The 23,798-nt window shown below is 52.2% G+C and carries 8 protein-coding genes; 6 read left to right on the forward strand and 2 right to left on the reverse strand.

Annotation, left to right across the window (positions count from 1 at the left end):
* Positions 1-453: 453 nt before the first annotated feature.
* The gene (locus HAV38_RS15895; protein WP_168056347.1) at positions 454-7,512 is read left to right on the forward strand and encodes a hypothetical protein; all 7,059 of its coding nucleotides are present in this window, start codon (positions 454-456) and stop codon (positions 7,510-7,512) included.
* Between the two features lie 337 nt (positions 7,513-7,849).
* Here HAV38_RS15895 and HAV38_RS15900 read toward each other — a convergent pair whose 3' ends face one another.
* A complete protein-coding gene (locus HAV38_RS15900) occupies positions 7,850-14,050 on the reverse strand; it encodes an SET domain-containing protein (RefSeq protein ID WP_168056348.1) in 6,201 nt (2,066 codons plus the stop codon).
* Between the two features lie 498 nt (positions 14,051-14,548).
* Here HAV38_RS15900 and HAV38_RS15905 point away from each other — a divergent pair, with 498 nt between their 5' ends.
* Positions 14,549-15,244 carry a Crp/Fnr family transcriptional regulator gene (locus tag HAV38_RS15905; RefSeq protein WP_168056349.1) on the forward strand — a complete coding sequence of 232 codons (696 nt, stop codon included), beginning with the start codon at positions 14,549-14,551 and terminating at the stop codon, positions 15,242-15,244.
* A gap of 138 nt (positions 15,245-15,382) precedes the next feature.
* Here HAV38_RS15905 and HAV38_RS15910 read toward each other — a convergent pair whose 3' ends face one another.
* Entirely contained in the window at positions 15,383-16,684 is a 1,302-nt protein-coding gene (locus HAV38_RS15910) for an NCS2 family permease (RefSeq protein ID WP_168056350.1), read from the reverse strand.
* Positions 16,685-17,168: 484 nt separating this feature from the next.
* On the opposite strand from HAV38_RS15910, the gene xdhA reads away from it, so the two are divergent.
* From xdhA to guaD, 4 genes are all read left to right on the forward strand, one after another.
* Positions 17,169-18,728, forward strand: a complete 1,560-nt coding sequence (xdhA, locus tag HAV38_RS15915) for a xanthine dehydrogenase small subunit (RefSeq protein WP_168056351.1) — start codon at positions 17,169-17,171, stop codon at positions 18,726-18,728.
* Between the two features lie 28 nt (positions 18,729-18,756).
* Positions 18,757-21,135, forward strand: a complete 2,379-nt coding sequence (gene xdhB / locus HAV38_RS15920) for a xanthine dehydrogenase molybdopterin binding subunit (RefSeq protein WP_168056352.1) — start codon at positions 18,757-18,759, stop codon at positions 21,133-21,135.
* A gap of 79 nt (positions 21,136-21,214) precedes the next feature.
* Positions 21,215-22,342, forward strand: a complete 1,128-nt coding sequence (gene xdhC / locus HAV38_RS15925) for a xanthine dehydrogenase accessory protein XdhC (RefSeq protein WP_168056353.1) — start codon at positions 21,215-21,217, stop codon at positions 22,340-22,342.
* Between the two features lie 82 nt (positions 22,343-22,424).
* A complete protein-coding gene (gene guaD / locus HAV38_RS15930; RefSeq protein ID WP_168056354.1) occupies positions 22,425-23,747 on the forward strand; it encodes a guanine deaminase in 1,323 nt (440 codons plus the stop codon).
* Positions 23,748-23,798: the final 51 nt, after the last annotated feature.

Genomic DNA, 23,798 nt, shown 5'->3' on the forward strand with positions numbered 1-23,798 from the left:
AAATCCAGACGTTGTATTGTCGACAGATAGCCAAGCGCCTGGCTGGTTACGAACAATAACGTAAATCGGTTGTTTTGGTAAGAAATCGTCTGGGCTCAAATAAGAGCGAAGAGGCAGGGTGATCAACAAATCATCTTTTTTACGAATATTAAATACAGTCAAAAAAAGTTATTTTTCGTCTGTGTCCTAATGTAAATGGGCACTTCTTTAATTCCAGTCCCATTTTTTCGCATAACGGTCAGGCATATACTTGAGTTAAATCTTATAAAATAATTAGGCTTTGCGCTTGCACCCCGCCATACGCTAGCGTGCGTAGGGGCATTTTCAAGAAAAAATATATTATGCTATGTAATTGGGCTACTTGTGGGGATATTAGTTCAGCCGGAATGAGGCTTAGTTACTTCAAAATCACGCGGGTCTGCCTAATTCCTCCCATACTGCAAGGGTTCGATATTGCCTATTAATCTGCCCCCCGCACTCGCCTCTGGCGAATCGTTAGTAAATCCGTTTGCGTTGGGAGCGTCCGCTCCGAGAAATTTCAGCAGCAGTCTCACATCTGCCAGCAATTCTGCCTTGCGATTTGAGGATGGTCCAAGTCCTATTCCATCGGTAGCGCCTTATTTTCCTTCGTCCGCAATAGGGGAATTGCGGACAATCCCGGCCGGCTCGGGATTGTCGGCGCCAGCTGGCCCTAGTCAAGCCGTGGCACGCTCCGCACCATTAAGATTGGAATGTCATTTTTCCGATTGGGGTTCAGAACCATGCGCATTGAAAGCGTCACTGAAAAAAGCGCACCCCGAGATGGATGGAAATGAAAAATTTACCGGGCTCGTCAGCAATTATTCCCAAGCGCTATCGTCTTCAAAAATCGCCATCGATGCTGCCTATTTCGCCAGTCACGATGCGTTGCAAGCCGCGATGGGACTGGGCACTCTGGAAAATTCGGCACGCGCTGCCGCACGTACCATTGCCGCGACGCAGGATAGCAGTGGCGCTATCGGTCCGCGGGTGTATGAGGTAATCGACAGTCTGCAGCATCAGATAGCAGTGCAACGGCAGGTAATCGAGGGGCTTGAGACTGATCTTGCGCGATCCCGCTCGGCTATTTTCGAAACCCCCCGGCCCTCAAAGATCAGCAGCTTTTTTATGAGAAACTTAAGTGTGGATCAGGAAAAATTCCTGAAATGGGAAGGCAAGGAACACGCCAGAAAATTAAGTTTGAAGGATGCCCAGCATGCTAACAATGCGCTGATGCTGAACTTAAATGGCGCTCAAAAAGCCCTGGAAAATTCCCGACAATTTTTGCACCGGACCTTGGCCACCCATTTCCCTTTGTACACGATGCTTGAACGCGCCCATGCCGCATGCGAACAGGGCGACTTGAGTGCTTATGCAGCGCTTATGAGTGCCGGTGAAAGCGCTTATCCTGTCTATTTTCGTGAGGCCATTGCCCCCCATTTTAAACGTAGAAGTGGGGGTTTGATCACGGAGTATTCTAGAAGCAATTGCGCTACGGCGTTAAAAGAAATCAATACCTTGCTAAAAAAAACATGGGAGAGCGCTAGCAACTCCTATGCGATGGCTGTCACCGCGGCCCATCTGGCCGAGGGTGTAGAATTCAGTCAATGGAACAAGGCGCAGTCGCAATGGGAAGATGAAAAGCGCGATTATAACTACCAGATGGGGCTGTACGATAAGGCCGTTAGCAACGAGCGGATGGGTGAGCTTGTCGCGACTTGCTTGTCGTTGATCAACTTCGCTGCCGCGGTGTATGAAATACATCGTTATCAGGGGCACTACGTTGCACATTTCGCTTACACGTTAAAAAAAGACGTAACAGTAACGACTCACAGCGACCAGTTGGGAATCGCGGGCAAAAATCAGAAAGACGTTAAGGCAAATGCGGACGAGTACCTGGTCAATAATAGCAAGCAGACAGAAGAAAAATTCTGGGTAACGAGTCCACTTTTTGACACCGTCACTGAGGCGCAGACGTGGTTGGAGAACACTAGCATTACACCTGGCGATAGTCTGATACTGAACCGATCGTTTGGGGATACGATCATAAAAGTAGAACAAACAGCCCATGCTGATACTGCCCGAATAGATTGCATTGCTAAAGGAAAAATGCCTCCCGGAGGGATCAGCAGGGAGGCGCTGCGGGAGCTGGGGCCGCAGCCAGGAGGGCTGGAGGCGCGGTACTCCGAGATGATCAAAGTACGAGGTGAAGCACGCAGAGCGCAGCAACGGCCTTTGGTGGAGCCATTTTCAATCATGCCCGCTGGGGTTGATACCCCGAGCGGGGTCTCTTCTGCGCCGTCACTGGACCCCCGCAGTTTACCGACCGCCTTAGCAGGTGCTCAGCGCGTACCTTCTGTGCCGTTCGTCGGTCCCCACAATCCTGCTGCTATAAGTATAAGTGCCCGGAGCGTTACTGCGCAGGCGACTGGGCTGAGAATGTCCCCCGCGCCGAGCGCCGCCCATCAAAGCATTAGTTTTCCAGAAACACCCAGGGTCCAGATAGATTCGGTACTGCCTCAAATCAGCGACGTTGGTCGACTACAACCTTCGTCTGCCCTTTTTCCAGCCATCAACAGTCACGTTGAGAAGTTGCCGCCCGTAGCGACCATGGGTATTGACCACCAGAGGCGGCATAAGCTGGCCGACGCTAAAAGTAAATTTTTTGAAGATGTTGGAAAAGGGGTGGCTTCGTCCCCAGAGAGCCCAATGATCCACAATCATCAGGCGTTGCCTTTGCCGGTTCAGGCTCCGGCTATTTCCAGTGCTGGCCTGAAAGCCGCGCTTGAACTCGTCGATCATGACGGCAGCGGAGAAGCGTTATCGCTATCAGGACTAATTGCATCGTTACCCGCTCCCCGTGACGACGTTCTGGGGGGAAGAAGACAGACCATGATTGTTCAGCTTTCCAATAGCAGCCCAAATGCACCTCAGGAAAACACGCAGGCAATAGCGCCAACATCTCTTTCGGAGGCGGCCGTGGCAGAGGCCATATTTCAGGCGGCCTATCCCGGGACGCATAACATGATAGAAACCTTGCGCGGTTCTACCGGATTGATAAGCGCTGACACCCATCATATAAGGGCTCTCATTTCTCGGTTGCCACAATTTTTGGGAAATGGAATATTAATTTTTCTCAGGAGTGACAATAGTGTTTTTGAGATGTACACCGAGAAAGGAGAAATCCCTGTTGGGGGTGTACCAACCGGTGTGCCACATTTCGTCATCCGGCAAAATATGACTAACGGTCACTATAGCGTTATCGTCGGTAGCAACAGAGAAATGGCGCGAACAGAGCATGGCTACTTCATCAGCGGCGGAACGGTGCGGGACATCCCGCCGAGCGCACATAGTCTGATGCAGGCTGCGAACTTAGCACGAACAGGAAAGATGTTAAGTATCGACCAGGCAATCGCATGCAATGGCGGGTTAATCGCTTACGCCATTAATAATGCGCGTGCCATTGAAGATATCATTGCGGAAAACACCGTAATAGCCGGGGCACGCGAGCAAGCCAGGGCTAATGCCCTTGCCGCCTATAGGGCAGAGGTTTATCAGGCCAGGCCAGAGCAAGTCAATATGATGCGCACAACCGTTGGCGCTACGCAATTGTCTGATGCTGGCTCCCGGCCGCTTGCCACGGATACTAGGGTAACTTCTTCTGCGCCTTCAGCAGATAATTTCGTCCTTTCTTTGCTTTCGTCAGCGGAGCGCAAGCGCAAGTCTGCTGCGTCACAGAAAGTTCCGGCGGGAAAAAGAGCGCTTAAAGAAATACCCGCAGAGTTTCAAGAGTGGTTCGACAAGCAAATTCCACGCGACCTTACGGGAGATGAAATTAATTGGGGGCCATATATCGTACGGTTGAGAGCATCACTTAGCTATCCTAAGGGCCTTAATCGCAGCATGTTAGCAAGGATACTCAAGACCGATAAGTCGAATGTGTACAGACATTTCGCGGAATTCGATGTCACCCTTTCGGAACAGGTGTGGTTTGACGATCAGGATCCGCAGCGACAAGCTGAATCACAGCCCGATTTTGTTCTCAGGCTATGGCTTGACAGTCCGATCTCAATGTCCCAGGCGAAACTTGCATTCTTAGCAAAGGTTAGCCCCAGCCTGGTGTCTCTCGTGGTGAACAAGTCGAAGGGTGATTACAACGTCTGGTTACAACGAAATTTAAGGGGTGCGCTGGAGGACGTTGATGATGCCGAGATTCAACGATTGTGGTTTCTGTGGAGCCGTCCGTGGTACATGCGTCCATCGGAGCTTGCGGAGCTACTCCACCGTCCGGTAGGAGATATTTACTTCGCTATGGGGTATGTCACGGCTAAGCAGAAAGCTTGGTACGCTGCCCAAACCCGGATTGACCAAGCTGATGTTAAATGGTTGTGGAAACACCGCCCAATGGATGACAAAAATTTTAAATACACCACTTTAGCGGGGTTAATGCGGCGACCACCGGAGAGCATAAAAACCGCGTTAAGGGCAACGAAATACACACCTGAAATTGTCGATTTATCCTCCTCTTCCTCTTCTTTTTCCTCTTCTGAAGGGCCGCTGGTGAGCGGACCGGCCATGGCTATATCGGCGACGATCGCCCAACCATACACGCTGTTCGAAAACGCTCAACCACTTGCGCCTTCTGCGCCGCCCCAGGCTATGGTCAATCCTGCGACACGCCGCATGATAGAGACTTTGCTTAATCCTACGGGATGGGCCAGTGCTGAGGCTGCCTATGTACCAAGACTCATTTCCCAGTTGCCGGATTTTCTGGGAGATGGAGTACTGATCATGATCATGAATGACAATAGAGTAATTGAGGCTATCGGCGCGGCCGGGGGTCTCAATTTGGAACAGGTGCCGGACCATGTCCCGCATTATGTCATCCGCCAGAATGCGGAGCAGAACCACTACAGCGTCATCCTCGATCACAACAACACACTAGCGAGAACAGATGATGGCTATTTCGTCACCGGCGGAACGGCGCATGTGATCTCTGATCTGGGATATTGTCTGCCGCATGCAGCTCTCTCCGCCACTTTAAACAGGGTCGCAACCAGTGATGAGCTGGATCATTTCAGGGCAAGGCTGGCTAATTTTGCAGAGCAAAATGCGGAAAATCTTGAGCCCTTAGTTGACGACGTTACTCGTAACTACATAATAGCCGACGCCATTGCCACCAGGGAGGCTATGGAAGAGCAGGCCAAAGCGCTGGCAGCATACGAGACGCAGGCGCATCCTGAGATGGCAGATCAACCAAACCGAAATCGGCTTGCCGTTGGCCGGCCAACTTCGTCAGGAGTTAGCCACCTAGCGTCTACCAGGGCGACGGCAACTTCTTTGGTGGCAGGAGAACAACAGTCCGGGGACACTCTCGTTATACCCAACAGGCGGGGCAGATATCTGCCGTCAACTCAGGACGCATTGGGCAAACTGGTGCGCAAAGGTGTACCCGAACCTGTCATGACCTGGTTCAATAAGGAGGATAAACGGGACATGTCGGGCGCGGATAAATTGTTGGGACGGTATATCAGGCGCTTGAGGTTGTCACCTCACTATCTTGCCGCGACTACCCCATATTTGTTGGCACGATTAATTGGAACCGAGACCCATGTTATATGCACAGCTCTGTTGTATTTTGATGTTTTGCCCTCGCAGCACAGTTGGTTTGCAAGGCAGGATGTGCGCAAGCCCGAAGAAACGCTACCCCAGTACATCCGGCAGCTGTGGACCAACCGCCCTGTGGGCGACGTATGCTTTACCGAGGCAACAGTGGCAGGATTATTAGGTATCCCAACGCTTCAGGTCGTCAATGCGCTGACACTACCGGACCGGCCGTTATATTTAGAACAGTGGTATAGCATGCAGTTGGGGATGAGCGAAAACTCCGAGAGAGCATTTATTCTCCGATCATGGAGAGATCGCCCTGAAAATTTTGCTCAGTGGCATCTTAATCGTAAAAATTCTAGTGCCAACTATAGCGATATGAGCATTCGTTCTCCGGTCCGTTCCGTACCGGGCCTTCTCGATTTGGATGGGCTTGAGCCGGAGTATCTGGATGTAGAGGGTCTCGATTTGGATGGGCTTGAGCCGGAGTATCTTGATGTAGAGGGTCTCGATTTGAATGGGCTTGAGCCGGAGTATTTTGATGTGGAGTCTTTTGCTCCAGACGATAACGAACTCAACGAGATCGCGATGAATTATCTCGCTTTGAACGAACTCGCACCAGAATACCTTGACCTGGAAGATCTCAATCTGGAAAATTTTGATCTCGAGAATGTCGCGTTGAGCGATCTCGTTGCAGCCCCTCTCGCTCTGGATCATATCGATCTGAACGAGCTTGATCTTGAACTTGAGCCTGGCGCTCTGGACGATCTTCATCTTGCCCGCGATCCAGAGGAGATCGCGCTCGACCAGATCGCTTTGACTTATCACGCTTTGAAGGATCTCAATGCGAATGCGCTCGCTCTGGAGCGTAGCGATCCGAACAATCTTGATGTGGATTTTGATCTTGACCCGGGCGCTCCGGACGAGCTTTCTCTAAATCGGGATGCAGACGAAATCGCTTTGAACGATCTCGCGTGCGATCTGGACGATTTTGCCGATTTGATAGGCGTGACAAGAACCGCTGTAAGAAAGGCGTTGGGACTGGACTTGGTGACGCCAATGCAGTGGGCGTGGTTCAAGGACCAGGATCCATTGGATTTAAGTAAGGAATCGCTACTTGAATACATACAAAGATTATCGGCGAGCAATCCTCCCAACATGTTGCGGATGGAACTCGCTAGTATGATTGGGGTTGCCCGCGGTGTAGTGGCTCGCGCCTTGAACAAGCCATCCGGCGATATCGCCACGTGGCTTGCCGAAAATAGAAATCCAGCGCTTCCACCGGGAGATCCTGCGGAAATTTTACGACTGTCGAAGTTGCCGAGCTACCCGAAGTCACTGCTCCCGTCTGGGTTCGCAAGGTTACTGGGCGTCCCCGTGAGAGAGGTCTGCGATGCCATTGCTGACCTGACTCCTGAGCAGCGAGCCTGGTACGATGCGCAACTACCGGAGCATAAGAACGACGTTATGGCTTTGTGGAACCGCCGTCCTAAGGACCAGCCGTACTTCAGTCGCTTTTCCCTGGCGGGCCTGATGGGGCGCCCACCAGAGAGTATAAGATCCGTGCTCAAGGCAAGAAAAATAGCGGACTCTTATATCCAGCCCAAACACAAGAAATGGTTTGAAGAACAAATCAATTGGGATCCCAGCAAGGAATTACGTGCCATCTATCTCCACCGTATGTGGAATATGCGCGACGTTACGGATAAAACATTTAGTAAAAGTGTTTTGGCGAGATTGACCGGTATCAAGTATCAGGCAGTGATTGATGATCTGAGAAAACCCCCTCCGTCTGTCGCGCAACAGCAAAGAAGAAGCCTCTATCCGTCCGTCATAGCGAGGAATCGCGCGCAGCCTCCCTGCAGCGATCCCGGCAACAGCGATTAATAAATCCAACATCAGTCGCAGTCGGAGAATGCAACCGATTGCGCAATTCAAATTTTTCAATTCCACGCACAGGTCTTTGGACTATGGCCCAAAAAGACAGTTTTCGGCAAGTTGCATCCTGCGAGAATGTTTTTACAAAAGGCGATTAGTCACGACCAGACAGGCCCGATAAACCTGCTTTCTGAACGCCCTACATCCAAGATTTATTCGAATCTTGGTGTAGACCGCCTGCAATGAAAAAGTAAAAAAACCTTTAGCATTTTTGGAATTTTCTTGGATCGGATTGTGATGGCTGGTTAACAATGGAGGGCTAAACCATCGCATTCCGAATGCAGAATTAGATACCTTCTTCCGACGTGCCGGCTAAAAATTCCTGTTTAATTTTCAAAAATTCCTGTTTACGTTTTAAGGATTCTTCATCTTCTTTGTTTGCCAGCGCAATCCGCGCGTTCATAGTGTCGATCTGATTGAGAATTTCCGCTGCCAGGACTTTGGTCTCTTCTGCCTCTTTTTCGAGCTTAGCTACTTTACTCCGAGAATCCGGACCGCGGCTGCGGCTGCCCAATATGGCCGCCTTCCTGGCATCAGCTAAAATGTCGGCATCTTTTTGTTGTTTGTAAGAAGTATTTCTGGCCCACGTTTTCAGCGCCCTTAGCTCATTTTCCATGCGTTTCCCACTTCCGGCGAGGCCCAGATAGTTAGGGTTATATCTTGGCCCATAATCAATCAGCAGTTCCTTATTCTTTTCTATCCTCTTGGTCACCACATAAGCTAGCAAATTTTTTCTACTGCCTACCCTGACCATGGCGACATTGTTTTCTCCCCTTGGCTCGTAATTCAAATATTTACCTGTGTTGACCGAAGCCAGTATATTGGCGCTGGAAAATGCATTCAGACTTGCGCCGTTTCGTGTCCCTGTCACCCAGGTATATGCCACATCATTCCAGGGCCCCTGTTTTTTGCGTGCATCGTCTAACGCCATGCCCCCAATGTCCTCTATATGCACACCCGCATAAAAGCCGAGCGCGGTAAACGGTTCAAGCGTCCGTGCGGCCGCAACACCTTCGCCCACGACACCTTCCTCCAGCGTTCGCACCATCAAGGCATCAATCAGCGCGCTATGGTGCCCTTCCGAAGCCAACCAGTGCCTCAGCGACTGCGTGATTTCTTCCTTGACCCGTTGTGGCGCTGGTTGCTGTGAAATCAGCTCTTCCATAATCCCCCAATCGCTAACGTTTATCGTCGCTATCGATTCATCGGGGCCAATGCCGATCTCCTGGGTCAGGCTTTTTGCCGGATCGCGCGCGTCGCGTAAGATAGGCCCGTCGTTGTATGTGCGGTGGTGCAGGCCCTCGTGAAATCTCGGTTGACGCATGTACATGTCTTCAGCCAATTTTTCCCAATCCAATTCGTCTGATTCCACTTTGATAGGATCAAGCGAAGTGTCCCTATTTATCAACACGTCGGTTGCCGGGACTTGGTCTGAGACATGCATCTGTTGGGGGGATTCTGATGCTTGAGCAGGTAGTATCTGTGGCTGTTGCGGTGCCTGTGCCGGTTCCCGTGCATAGACGCTGGCAGACGCCGGTGGGAGGCTGCTGTTGGCTAAATATTCCTCCGGAATTACTTGCAGTAGTTGATAATTACTAAGGTCCGCTGGACGTTCAGGATCACGCCTCAACTCAGCCACGTATTCCGCAGTACTTTTTTCTTCGTTCGGTTTAGGGTCAAACCCTTCAGGCCACGCCTTAGGCGGAAAAGCCGGTCTCTCCCTTTTTATTGCATAGACTATTCTCTGCTTTCTACGACCCATCATCTCAGCCAATATTGCCGGGCTGAAGTCCGGGTCGTTCATATCGCGGTCATCCCATAGCCGTTGAATATGCATGTATGGTCTTTCTTCCAGACCCTTTCGGCGTTGATTTGCAAACCACTTCCTTTGCTCAGGAGAGGCGGTCAAATGTAGCGCAGCATCAATCACAATCAACGGACTGGTTTTATATGCTGCTGCCAGTATGTCGTCACTCATGGTCGTAGGAAATTCAGGCGCTAACTTGACTCGTCGTATAAAAGGTGTCCACTTTTCACCGAAAGCACGTATGGGGCGATCCGCGTACCACGCCGCGAACTCTGGGGGTATATTCGGTTGGAGAGACTGTACAACCGGCGCATTGTGCTTGCGCTTACGCTGATGGATGCCAGCCTCCGAAAGCTCGGCTGCTAATGGCGCAGGAGAGGTTTGCAATGCACTGGTATTAGTTTCAGGGCGATCGGCGTCTGACGGTGAGACCGCAACAGGCGGACTATGGGCATTGAGATTACCAGCGTTTGCCAGAGAGACAGGCGGCTGAGGGATAGCAAACCTAGCATCAGCCAGCCTCTTGGCTACAGACTGCCTGGCAGCACGCTGATTAGCAGTCAACTCGTTTGCTTTTACGGTTTTGGTGACCAAAATATCACGGGCGACAGCCGCGTCAAATTCTTGGGCGCTGTCTTGAGCATTGGCGATCAGAGACGCTCTGAAAGTCTGTCGCTCCAGCAAGCTTGAATTCCCTCCTAATCGGGCGGTTAATGCGGCATCCGGCAGGGTGTAGCCTTGCGACAAGATGTTCTTCACGGTTCCGCCTTTGATAAGATATCCAGCGGATACGCTTGGTTTTAGGCTTACGGCGCCGAGTATAGCGCTATAGTGGCTTCCCTCCTGCTGGATGATGTAACGCGGTGCGTCCTCCGCAATTGCGCTAAGACTGATGGGCCCGGTCTGGTCGTATGACTTAATGACTCGTCCGCCAGGTGTAACGATGATCAATATCCCATTGTCCAAAAAATGTGGCAAGCGAGCAATCAGTAAAGGTACATAGGTAGCGTCGGCGCTCATCCATCCGGTTGGACTGCGTAAGGTCTGTATCATCCTGTGTATCATAGGATGTGCCTGTTCGAATGCCTTTTCTGGCAGGACCGTCCTGGCGTTTTTTTTTCCAAGCGTGGCAAGAAATGCTGCTCTGTTTTGGTTGGGGATAATGCCAACCTGTGCAGATGGGCTGATGGATGGCTGGACAATAGCTGCGCTGCTGCTTGTCGGAGCGAGTGGAAGCGCAGGGTGCAGATCAGGAACCGGGGAACGATGAACGTCAGACGTCCCGGGTAGTGCGGAATTGATTTTGCTGTTGGCTATTGGGGCGGAACTTGTGCCGGGGCTGATACTTGGTGGGCGCAGAACCAAAGTCGCAGTTCTCATGGTTCTGGTGGCGGAGGGGCTGTGACTAGCGAGTGCATCGGCCCGTCGATACGGATTGGCCGAATGCTGGCCTGCCGGAGGAAGCTGTGGGTTAGCGGCAGCAAACGCCTCAGCCAGACGCCTGGCCTTTAGCAGCGCGTCGCCTCGGTCGGTTATTTTGCCAATTTCAATGGAATCGGCAACCGGCCCCTCCAGGACTTGCGCGCGGCTCTGTGCATAAGTGATCAGTCGCGCCCTGAAAATCTCTTCGTCCGGCATACCGGGTGCTGCCACAGCCCCTAACTCGACGGCCACTGCTGAATGTGTCAGACAATAACCGTCCATCGGTGAGTCCTCCACCGTTCCGCCTGCGACGTAACGTATAGCCCCTATTTGTACAAGACCAACGTGATTGAGGAGGGGGCGATAGTGGTCCTCATTCCGCACGAAAACGTAACGCGGTGCGTCAACCACAATGTCGCCAATATTCAGCTGGCCGGTCCGGTCGAATACCGTAACTACCTGTCTGCTAGGCGCAACAATGAGCAATTGTCGCCCCCCGTCCAAAAAGCCGGGCAACAGGGCAATAAGATCTGGTACGTAGGCAGCGTCAGGGCTCATCCATCCGTCCGGCCGGTGCAAGGTCTGTATCATGCGATGGGTCGCGGAGCACTGTGCGCGGAGTGCAGCTGGTAACAATGGCGTCTTGGAACCCATTGCCTTAAGTTTGGCACAAAACGCCTCTCTGACCTGAGCGCGCTGCTCAGACGCAGCAAGCTCAGCCTCTTCCGGTGTCGCAACAATAGGAGCGCTTGATGTACTGGTTTGAGCGAGAAGAGGCAAAGGTTCAGGAGTAGGGTGCCTCGGAACCTTAGGACGCACGCTTTGTAGTACGGGATCTGGCTGCACCTGAGACAGTTGCGCGGGACTGCCGCGGTACCGTCCGTGTCCCTCAATAGAGCGCTTTATTGGATTTATATTCTGCGAGCTTATGTTCTGATTTGTCGCAGGAGATATTGCCGGTAGTTTTACCGGGATAACTACGGCTGGGCAGTCCGTCCCAGCGCGCGTTTTTTCAACCGTGGACAAAAACTCCTGCCGGTTTTGTCTAACCTGAGCAAGTCGCTGTTGATAGGTACTTACAGCCTCTGGGGACTGCAAAACAATTGGAGCGCTGCCGCTGGTCGGAGCGTGCAAAGACGGAGCGTGCCGAGGAGGAACAGAGTTGGGCTGAACGTCAGGATTGATGCGTGTCAGTGCATCGTTTGCCCGCACGCTCGACATTTGAGGGAGGCTTACGCTGTGGGGACCGGGGCTCTCGAAGTCTTTCGTTGGGCTTATAATCTGCTGACTTATATTTGGCGGACTGATACCTTCGTTATTTGTGCGACCGACTGGCGCAAAGGTGTTGACCCCTGTCATAGCCGAACCACTGCAAACCACCGTCTCCCGCGATGCGGAAACGTCGGTGTAGATCGTATCTCCCGTGGCTCTTAGCTGCAATAGCCGGGGCATGGATTGCTGTTCCATGCGATCATCTCTGATCCCGACCAATATGTTACGCATTCCTTCGTGTTGCGGCCCTTCCGCAATCACATTATCCCAGCCCCTTCCTTGCACCATCCTGTCGGGACGGGAGCGATGTATCCCGACATTCGTAATAAGGGCAGTATCTGATATTTTCATTATCGTATCTTGATACGGCACTGCCACAGTATCCTCGGATATGTAGTGACGATTATCTAGATATTCCTGCGCCTCCGCGTAGGTTTCAAAGCCCTTACTTACCACAAAATCTTCTTTTTGTATTTTTCGCACGCTACGTTCTATCGTCACCTCGTCGTCATTGTCTGGCATTACCCCGTCTTCACCTGCAGCCATGATCGTTGGCAACGGGTCCTCATTGGTGGTTATTGTCTCTTCTCTTTGATGCTTGTAGGTAAAATGAACATAGTAAAGTTCTTGCTCGCTACGGAGTTGATGCACCGCAGCAGCGGTGTTGATCAAATACATCATACTTTCTATATTTTGCTGCCTATTCGCATTGCTGACGGCCTTCTCGTACTGACCCACCTGATAGAAATAATTGCGTTTTTCGCTTTCTGCTTGCGAATACGCTCTCCTATACTGACTGAGCTCGTAACCCTCAAAGAGGTGGGCGCCGCTGATAGCCATCAATGCGGAATCCATCGCTCTGTCCCAGTTTTTTTTTAATGCCAGATTAATTTCTTTTAATGCCGAAGCACAATTTCTTCTACATTTTTCGTTGATCAACTCCCCGCTTTCGAGTGCAAAATGCGACTCGATGACAGAAGTGTAAAGTTCCGGATCATCACGTTTACAGATATCCATTAACGTGTGATAACCACTGAAGTCGCCCTCCTCGCAGGCAACATGGGCGCGTTCCAGCATCGCATACACCGGGAAATCCTGTTCTAATGCCCGCTGAAAGGATTGTTGTAAATTTTTCACTGCTTTTTTGGATGTATGTATTTGAAAAGAGAGTGCAAATTCCTGCTGTAGGGCATTCTTTAACTGTAATTTTTGGGCGTGCTCTTTGTCCTTCCAGGCGTTAAATTGCTCGCGCCTCATCATAAAAAGTCTGTTGATAAAATTTTTCGGCAACGAAGCGCGTTTTGGTATTTCTTTAATCGACCTTGCTATCGCGTTGCTGGTTTTTTTATGCGCATCAACTACTCCCTGTTGCGTTTTTATCTCTTGCGCCAAATCGTCGATTCGCGCATATGCCTGATGACTGGCAGCGCTGCTGCGCTGACGCCTCTCCGCGCTTAATAGTGCGTGTGGATGGGCGGTGTCGGCAGGGCTAACTATCCCCAGAGCGGCTTCCATCGCAGGCTTGGCAAGGCTATAGGCAGCTCCGATGCTGTGCCTTGAATCACACAGACATTGGGCATAGTCGGTGATCGCCCTATTAAATGGTTCATATCCAGACATGTGGGGATATTTTTTTTTCAGGGCTGCTATTAAGGTGCATTGATCTGAACCATAACCAAAAAAATAATAATCCGTGCCCATCGGCACCGTGCGCGTGGTAACTTCTGCTACGCCAGCTTGCGCCGATGACGCCAGACTTGTCTGATTGCTGCCGGACACTCCCCAGACTTCGGACGAAAGTGAAGACGGTGCCGTCAGATAAGACCCTGCCGCAGCGCTTGTGCTGGGATAAAATTGTATTGAAGAGTTGCTGGCGCCTATGATGCTGTCACTAAAATTGCCTGTTACGATCATCCCGGGCGAAGAAGATATCTCGGACGTATTGCCAGTAATTGAAATGGATGAGCTAGGTGGGTTAATTTGCACTCGGACGCTTTCGTGAGGAGATATGAATCAAACACATTGCCCTGAGATTGGAAGCAGCTCCGCTGTACTGAACTGGAAGTTCATGAAAAATTCACAGGGCTCCATGCGAAATACACACGTTCTTAAAAGTCTGCTGTTCACCGCAATTAGTCAAAGGGTAGCTGCCACTACCGGCCAATGGAATAAGATGGAAATTAAATCGTCCACGGATGCATTAGGACCAGAACGAAAAATAAAACCCCCATTTTCTTTTTACTTTTTAAGAATTCGCAACTTGTGCTTTTCTTAAGAATTCATGTTTATTTCACGGATTTTTCTTCTTCTTTTTTTTTCTAGGCTCGGGATATTATTGGGGTTACGTAGAATCCATGCACATCACAAGAAGGTTAATCCCTTCGCACTCTTTTACAAGCGAATCGTCAACGTATCCCGTAGCGCTAAGGCCAACTTTAACAACTGCGGACCGCTGCCTAACTTAAGCAATAAATTGGCAATGCCATGACTAATACAAGATTAAATATCACCGAGATGCTACACCTGCACGCTTGGTTTACTGCGCTTGCTCCAGAGCATCAGGCCCTCGTCGCCAAAGCTGCTGTGATGGAGCACTTTGCCAGCGGGGCATTGGTCGCGCAGCGCGGCGCACCTTCTCACTTTTGGATAGGTGTCCATAACGGTTTAATCAAGCTCGCCGTGTACAGTCTTGACGGTCGTGGGTGTACTTTTTCTGGGGTGCCCGCGGGCGGTTGGGTAGGCGAAGGCAGCGTGATCAAGCGTGAACTGCGCAAATATGATGTGATTGCGGTGCGCGATTCGGCTATTTTGCTGATTCCGGAACAGACATTTCATACATTACTGGCAGAAAGTCTGCCATTCACCGGCTTCGTTATCCGGCAACTGAACGAGCGCATGGGCGAGTTTATCGCCAGTTTGCAAAATACGCGCCTGTTAAGTACCGATGCGCAGGTGGCGCAAGCGATCGCCCAGCTATTTCATCCGGTATTGTATCCGCGCACGATGGCGGTGCTGGCGTTCTCGCAGGAGGAGATCGGTTTGTTGACCGGATTGTCCCGGCAACGGGTAAATCAAGCCCTGAAGCAACTCGCAAGCCTGAACTTGGTGACGACTTCCTATCAATCGATTCAGGTGGTCGATCTGGACGGATTACGGCGCTTCGGTCTTGCGCAATTATGAAGACGAAACCATCGTACAAAAAAGGGACGGCCAATGCGCCCCTGTTCTATCTCTCAAATCTCCGGTGCCAACTTATCGCGGTAGAGTCATTTTGTCGGTGATTCGCCTGCCACATGCCCGCGCTCACATGGCGACCAATCACTCGGCACCCAAATGGATATACCGGAACAAAAATACCGCCGCGATAATCCATAAGACCATCTTCACTTCCTTAAATCGACCGGTAAACAACTTTAGCCCGGCGTAAGAAATAAAGCCAAACGCGATCCCGTTGGCGATCGAATAGGTGAACGGCATCATCAACACGGTAATGACAGCAGGTACGCTTTCAGTGCTGTCTTCCCAATCCAGATGCGTGACTTCGCGTAGCATCAGGCACGCCACATAAAACAGAGCGGGCGCAGTCGCGTAACCGGGTACGGCACCGGCCAGCGGCGCAATAAACAGGCATGCGAGAAATAGGACCGCTACCGCCAGCGCGGTCAGCCCGGTGCGGCCGCCAGCCTGTACCCCCGCGGCGCTTTCGATATACGCTGTGGTGCTGGAAGTGCCGAGAAACGTGCCCGCAACAATCGCGGCGCTGTCCGCTAGCAACGCGCGATTAAGGCGCTCCATCTTGCCGTTCTTGACCAGACCCGCACGCGTGGCGACCCCGATCATGGTGCCGGTCGCGTCAAACAGTTCGACCAGAAAAAACACCAGAACAATGTTCAGAACGCCCATTGATAGTGCGCCCATGATGTCGAGCTTGAACAGGGTAGGCAAGACCGAAGGCGGCATCGAAAAAACGCCCATGAACTTGTTGCCACCGATCAGAAAACTTAGGATCGTGACCGTCACAATGCCGATCAAAATCGCACCTTTCACCTTGAATCGGTCCAGTACTACGATGATCAAAAATCCGGCAATTGCCAAAATCGCGGGGATTTTATGTAAATCCCCCAGTGTAATGAAAGTGGCCGGATTAGCCACGACGATACCGGCGGTTTTAAGTGAAATCAAACCCAGAAATAACCCTATACCGGCGGTGATGGCAATCCGGATGCTGGGAGGAATGCCGTTCACGATCATCTCGCGCACGCCGACCAGACTAATAATTACAAACAGGCAACCTGAAATAAAGACCGCACCAAGCGCGATCTCCCAAGGCACGCCCATGCCTTTAACTACGGTGTAGGCAAAATAAGCGTTGAGGCCCATGCCGGGTGCGAGCGCAATAGGATAGTTTGCGTAGCACGCCATGATCAGGGTGCCGACCGCTGCCGCAATGCAGGTTGCGACGAATACGGCGTCCTTCGGCATACCGGCATCGCCGAGAATCGCCGGGTTGACGAAGATGATATACGCCATCGTCAGGAAGGTCGTGAGTCCGGCGATCAATTCGGTACGTACATCCGTACCGTTATCCTTTAGCTTGAAAAAGTTATCGAGAAGTTGCATGTTGTCTCCATTATTATTGTCACGTGGCTGGTGCATGTCTTATGCCCGTCGTTATTTGTTGACATCTTGATGTGTCTGTCTGGCTGCTCCTGCGCGCTTTATGGATTCGGGCAAGATAATGTGATGCAGATTACGTTGTCGATGTTGCCGCTTTCGAAATACTGTTTATTAAGTGGGGATGATTATGCGCGTCTTCGCCAGTTTATGACGGCGGGTCCGATGCTTGCTTGTATTAATCGAACATACTTCCGTGAAATTGTATTATTGATAATTTTTATTGCCGCTTATTATTAACGCTCAACGTCTGAAAAGGTTTGGACAGAGCAGTTAAGCTGACATCGGATGAGGGCCTGGGGTAATCCAGGCTACAAGACCCACAGCGCTATTTCATTTTGCAAATACCCAACATCATCGGCATATCGCACTCTGCAGGGCGTGCGACTGCTAATCTACAAAGTATAAATAAATCATATTGGAGTTTCTTGTGTCTACTGCCATCCAAACGACCGCAACGCCAGATGCAGCCAGCAGTCCAATCCGGTTTTTTTATCGCGGCGCAGTCCACTCGGTACATCATGCCGCGCCCACCCGGACTATTCTTCAACATTTGCGTGAAGATCTGCATTGCACCGGCACCAAAGAGGGATGCGCTGAAGGCGATTGCGGTGCATGTACGGTGGTTATTGGTGAAATGGGCGCTAACGGGGTTCAGATGAAATCGGTCAACGCCTGCATTCAATTTTTGCCTACGCTGGACGGTAAAGCGTTATATACCGTAGAAGACCTGAAGCAGCAGGACGGTGCGCTGCACCCCGTGCAACAAGCGATGGTTGAATGTCACGGCTCACAGTGCGGCTTTTGTACACCGGGGTTTGTCATGTCTTTGTGGGATTTATATCTCAAAAATGAAGGGGTGCAGCAGGCGCCGTTGCCGTCTACAGCGATTGCTTCAGTCACGCAATGTCCCCCATGGAAACCCTTGCAGCGTAAAGAGATTGATGTCGCCTTGTCCGGTAACCTTTGTCGTTGCACCGGTTATCGCCCGATTATCGACGCGGCGCACCGAATGGGTGAATTGCCAGTCGTAGGTTTTGACCGTCACGCGTTGCAGACAGCATTAGAACCATTGCAACGCGACGACATGTTTACCTATAGCCACGCCGGGCAGCATTTTTACGCACCGCGTACTTTGCAGCAACTGGTGGACATTCGCGCTAGCCATCCGGCAGCGCGCATGCTGGCAGGATCGACCGACGTTGGTCTGTGGGTCACCAAGCAAATGCGTGACTTGGGCGATATCATTTTTCTGGGACAGGTTAAAGAGCTTGCCACCGTTAAAACTGAAAACGCACAACTTGAAATCGGTGCCGGTGTTTCATTGAACGATGCCTATGCAGCGTTAAGCGCGCATTACCCGGAACTGAATGAAATGTGGCAACGCTTTGCCTCGTTGCCGATCCGCAATGCGGGCACTCTTGGCGGCAACGTTGCCAACGGCTCGCCGATCGGCGATTCGCCCCCGTGGTTGATCGCATTAGGCGCGGAAGTCGTATTACGGGGACCAGCGGGGCAGCGCATCATGCCATTGGAAGCGCTCTATCTGGACTACATGAAAAAAGACATGCAGCCCGATGAATTTGTTGAGTCGGTGCGGGTGCCATTGCCACGCGCCGGTATGCAGTTCCGCACGTATAAATTAGCCAAGCGCTTCGATCAGGATATCTCTGCGGTGTGTGCCGCCTTTTCGGTGGTACTGGATGGCAATCTGGTGGAGTCGGTCCGGATCGCTTTTGGCGGGATGGCAGCGACGCCCAAACGTGCCGCCAAAGCAGAGGCCGCGCTGGTAGGGCAGCCGTGGGATGAAGTCAGACTGCAAGCCGCGATGGCGTTACTGGCAGAGGATTTTGCACCGCTGTCGGACATGCGCGCATCCAGTGTTTACCGTATGAAGACAGCGCAGAATCTGCTACGCCGCTGCTGGTTAGAAACCCGTATCGACGCGCCGCTGCGGCCCGATCAGGTTAATGCGTTTGCATGCGCTTGAGCGCCATTCGGAAAAAGGAAGAAATACAATGAATACCCAGACCGACGCATTCCTGAAAGATCAGCCAGCAACGCCTGTCGATGTCGCCCAGTGGGCCGAAGTCGGCCAGTCGCATCCGCATGAATCCGCGGCGTTGCACGTATTGGGCGAAGCCACCTACACCGACGATATCCCGGAAGCGCAAGGCACGTTGCACGCAGCACTGGGCTTATCGCAAAAAGCCCACGCCCGGGTGCGCGCCATCAATCTGGACGCTGTGCGCGCTGCAACCGGTGTGGTCGCAGTCTATGTTGCCAGCGATATTCCTGGCACCAACGATTGTGGTCCGATCATCCATGACGATCCGATTCTGGCCGATGGTCTGGTCCAGTACGTCGGTCAGCCGATATTTGTGGTCGTCGCCGACAGCCACGATAATGCCCGTCGTGCGGTCCGTAAAGTAGTCGTTGATTACGAAGAGTTGCCGGCTATTTTAACGCCGCAGGCGGCGCATGCTGCACGCTCTTATGTGTTGCCACCAATGCATTTGGCACGCGGTGATGTGGAGTCAGCGTTTGCCATTGCGGCGCATAAGCTCAGTGGTGAGCTGCTAGTGGGCGGACAGGAACAATTTTATCTGGAAGGCCAGATTTCCTACGCTATTCCGAAGGAAGGCAATGGCATGCTGGTGCAGTGCTCAACCCAGCATCCTTCTGAAATGCAACATGTAGTCGCGCACGCGTTGGGTTTGCACGCACACAATGTCGTAGTGGAGTGTCGTCGTATGGGCGGGGGATTTGGCGGTAAAGAATCGCAATCGGCATTGTGGGCAGCGGTGGCCGCAATCTCCGCGCAGAAGTTAAAGCGTCCGGTCAAACTGCGTGCCGACCGCGACGATGACATGATGGTCACCGGCAAGCGCCATTGCTTCCATTATGAATATGAAGTCGGCTATGACAACGACGGACGCATCGTCGGTGCCCGGGTACAGATGGTGAGTCGGGCGGGATATTCTGCAGACTTATCCGCGCCGGTCGCTACCCGTGCAGTCTGTCATTTCGATAATGCCTACTATTTGTCGGACGTGGATATTCGCGCCATGTGCGGCAAGACCAACACGCAGTCAAACACCGCATTCCGTGGCTTCGGCGGTCCGCAGGGCGCGATTGCGATTGAATACATCCTCGACGAAATCGCCCGCAATCTGGGCCGCGACGGGCTGGATATTCGGAGGATCAATTTTTACGGCCGCAACGAAAGCGAAGGCCGCAATGTGACCCAATATGGTCAGATCGTCGTCGATAATATCATCCACGAACTGGTCGACGAATTGGAAGTCAGTAGCGCCTATCGTCAACGGCGCGCTGAAATCAACGCCTACAATGCCAGCAGTCTGGTGCTTAAAAAAGGTCTTGCGCTGACGCCTGTCAAGTTTGGGATTGCATTCAATGTCACGCACCTGAATCAAGCTGGTGCGCTGGTGCACGTCTACACCGATGGTTCGGTCCTGGTTAATCACGGCGGTACCGAAATGGGGCAGGGCGTGAATACTAAGGTCGCGCAGGTGGTCGCGCACGAATTAGGGATTCCGCTGGCGTTGGTGCGCGTTACCGCTACCGATACCAGTAAGATTGCTAATACTTCTGCTACGGCTGCCTCTACCGGTGCCGACCTGAACGGTAAAGCCGCACAAAACGCAGCAAATAAAATTCGCCAGCGTCTGGCGGAGTTTTTTGTTACTTTATTTGGCGGTGACAATAGCGCTGATATTACGGCAGTCACCTTTGCCGCGGGCATGATACAGATGGGAGAGTACAGTATCTCCTTCCCTGATCTGGTGCAAAAAGCATACATGGCGCGAGTGCAGCTTTGGTCCGACGGTTTCTATGCGACGCCGGGTTTGTATTGGGACTCCAAGACCATGACGGGCCATCCATTTTCCTATTTCGCGTATGGCGCTTCGGTCTCTGAGGTAGTCATCGATACCTTGACCGGGGAGTGGAAATTGCTACGCGCCGACGCGTTGTACGACGCCGGTGCGTCGCTCAATCCGGCGCTCGATATTGGTCAGGTGGAGGGAGCCTTCATTCAGGGAATGGGCTGGTTGACCACCGAAGAATTATGGTGGAACAAAGACGGCAAGTTGATGACGCACGCGCCGTCAACGTACAAGATACCTGCGATATCGGATTGCCCTCAGGACTTCCGCGTCAGCCTGTTTAAAAATCGTAACGTAGAAGACAGCATCCATCGCTCCAAAGCGGTAGGTGAGCCGCCGCTGTTGTTGCCCTTTTCGGTCTTTTTCGCGATCCGTGACGCCATCGCCAGCGTGGCCGACCATCGTTATAACCCACCGTTGAATGCACCTGCGACCAGCGAAGCGATATTGCAGGCGATCACTGCCGTTGAGGCCATGGCCGCGGGTTGAATTTGACCGGCGGCGTCAAAGCGAGGACCGCCGATGACTACCAGTCGCCGTCGCTGATTTTTAAAAAAGGACCATTACTATGACCATCTGGTTAAATGCCTTGACCACGCTGATGAAGCAACCGACCGCCGCTAATCCGGCGATCTTGATTACGGTTGCGCAGGTCGAGGGTTCCGGGCCACGCGCCCCGGGGGCAAAAATGGTGGTGACTTCTCTGGCCCAGTTCGACACCATCGGCGGTGGCCATTTGGAATTGTGCGCGATTGATATCGCGCGCCAGATGCTAAATGAAAAATCGGTCGGTTTGAGTGGTTCCAATCTGGCAGGCGAGCGCCGCTTGCAACGATTTTCATTAGGGCCATCGCTCGGCCAATGTTGCGGCGGCGTGGTGCATCTGGCTTTTGAGCGGGTCGATGCCAATGCCGCCGAGTATTTTAATTATCTGCAGTTACGCTTGCGCAAAGCTGAAGATAGCTGGCGTTTGGTCGCATTGGATTGCGCAGATACCGCCATCGCGCCGAGTCTTTGCGATGCGGATGGGCGACGTTTGCACGGCCCCGGCATGTTGCCCACATTGCCGACATTGATTGATAGCGCGATGGTCATCCGCGATGCTGCCGGGCAACGCTGGTTATTAGACGGTTGTTTGGCACCACGGCCGCAATTGTTTTTGTTTGGTGCGGGCCATGTCGGTGCCGCGATTGTCCGGGCGTTGTCCGATTTGCCTTGCCGCATCACCTGGATTGATGAGCGGGAAGAGATGTTCCCTGATCTGCAACCGGCTAACGTCACGATAGAAGCTACCGACATTCCAGAGGCCTTGGTCGCCAGCGCACCGCCGGGAGTAAGTTTTTTGGTCATGACGCATAACCACGCGCTCGATCAACGCTTGTCCGAGCTGATATTGCAGCGCGACGATATTGGCTGGTTCGGTTTGATCGGCTCCAAAACAAAACGCATGCAGTTCGAACATCGACTGCAAGAGCGCGGCATCGCCCCGGAAAGGTTCGCCGCAATGATCTGCCCGATAGGTATTCAGGGAATCGTTGGCAAAGAACCCGCTGTGATCGCCGCCTCCGTGACGGCGCAGTTGTTGCAAGTGTGGGAGCGGATGGCGAGCACGTCGCCGGTCCTGCCCTCGCGCTCCAGCGCAACCGCCGCTAGTCTTGCTGCAAATGAAGAAGCAAGCATAGCGACCGGCGGCTGACATGCAATAGATACGGCACAGTTATCCCCAAAAAAATACAAAATAAAACATCAGTACATGTTCACAAAAGGATATACAGCTCATGTCAGCAGGCTACAACACCCCGCAATCCGACCACACAACGCTCGATGTTTATCGCGGCAGTGTGCTGCACTTCACCGCCGATCCTTTGCATCATCCTGAAGGGACCGCATGGCATGAAGATGGCCTGCTGTTAATCAGAGACGGACACGTGGTCGCGGCGGGGGATTATCAGCATCTGAAGGATGCACTGCCCGACGGACAATCGATCCACGACTATCGCGGCAAGATCATCATGCCCGGCTTTATCGATAGTCATGTTCACTATCCACAGACCGACATGATTGCATCGCCATCGCCAGGGTTGCTGCCATGGCTGGAGAAGTATACATTTCCAACGGAGAGAAAATTCAGCGATCCCGAGCACGCACGCGATGTCGCCGATTTTTTCCTTGACCAGTTACTCAGTTGCGGCACAACCACCGCAATGGTGTATTGCACGGTCCATCCAGAATCCGTCGATGCCTTTTTTGCGGAGAGTGAAGCGCGCAATCTGCGGATGATCGCGGGCAAGGTTATGATGGATCGGAACTGTCCTGATTTTTTGCAGGACACTGCCGAAGGGGGTATTCGCGAGACTGAAGACCTGCTCAAAAAATGGCACAATCGGGGCCGCCAGTTATACGCCATCACGCCACGCTTTGCACCGACCTCCAGCAACGCGCAATTGCAATTGTCGGGTGAATTGGCGGCTGCACATCCTGACGTTTATCTACAAACCCACGCCGCCGAAAATGTGGACGAAGTAGCGTGGGTAAAATCGTTGTTCCCGGAATCACGCAGCTATATGGATGTCTACGACAAATATGGCATGCTGCGTCCGCGCTCAATGTATGGACATTGCGTCTGGCTTAACGATGACGACCGGCGACGTATGGCCGAAACACAGTCCGCTATTTCAATCTGTCCGACTTCTAATCTGTTTCTGGGAAGTGGTCTATTCGATTTTGCCAACGCCGACAAACAGCACGTCCCGCTATCCATCGCCACCGACGTTGGCGGGGGGACCAGTTTTTCAATGTTGCAAACAATGAACGGTGCCTACAAAGTGGCGCGCATGAGCGGTACTTTTTTACCGGGATTGCGGATGTTTTATCTAGCGACGTTGGGCGGTGCGCGCAGCATGCAGCTAGAAAATACCATTGGTAATTTTGTACCGGGCGCCGAGGCAGATTTCATCATTCTGGACCCGGATGCGACGCCATTGCTGGCACGCCGCACAGCTAACACCGACAGTCTGGAAGAGTTGTTATTTGCGCTGGCATTGCTGGGTGATGATCGCAGTATTCAGGCGACCTTTGCTGCCGGGAAACAGGTTTATTAGTGCTAATAATACAGCGGCTGGTCGCGCAATAAGCAGCCAATCAAGAAAGCC

It is taken from the genome of Glaciimonas immobilis, assembly GCF_011947285.1.
Lineage (GTDB): Bacteria > Pseudomonadota > Gammaproteobacteria > Burkholderiales > Burkholderiaceae_D > Glaciimonas > Glaciimonas immobilis.

Coding starts and splice junctions, on each gene's coding strand:
- HAV38_RS15905 (WP_168056349.1), top strand. CDS start 14,549: ATGACTAATACAAGATTAAATATCACCGAGATGCTACACCTGCACGCT.
- HAV38_RS15910 (WP_168056350.1), bottom strand. CDS start 16,684: ATGCAACTTCTCGATAACTTTTTCAAGCTAAAGGATAACGGTACGGAT.
- xdhB (WP_168056352.1), top strand. CDS start 18,757: ATGAATACCCAGACCGACGCATTCCTGAAAGATCAGCCAGCAACGCCT.
- xdhC (WP_168056353.1), top strand. CDS start 21,215: ATGACCATCTGGTTAAATGCCTTGACCACGCTGATGAAGCAACCGACC.
- guaD (WP_168056354.1), top strand. CDS start 22,425: ATGTCAGCAGGCTACAACACCCCGCAATCCGACCACACAACGCTCGAT.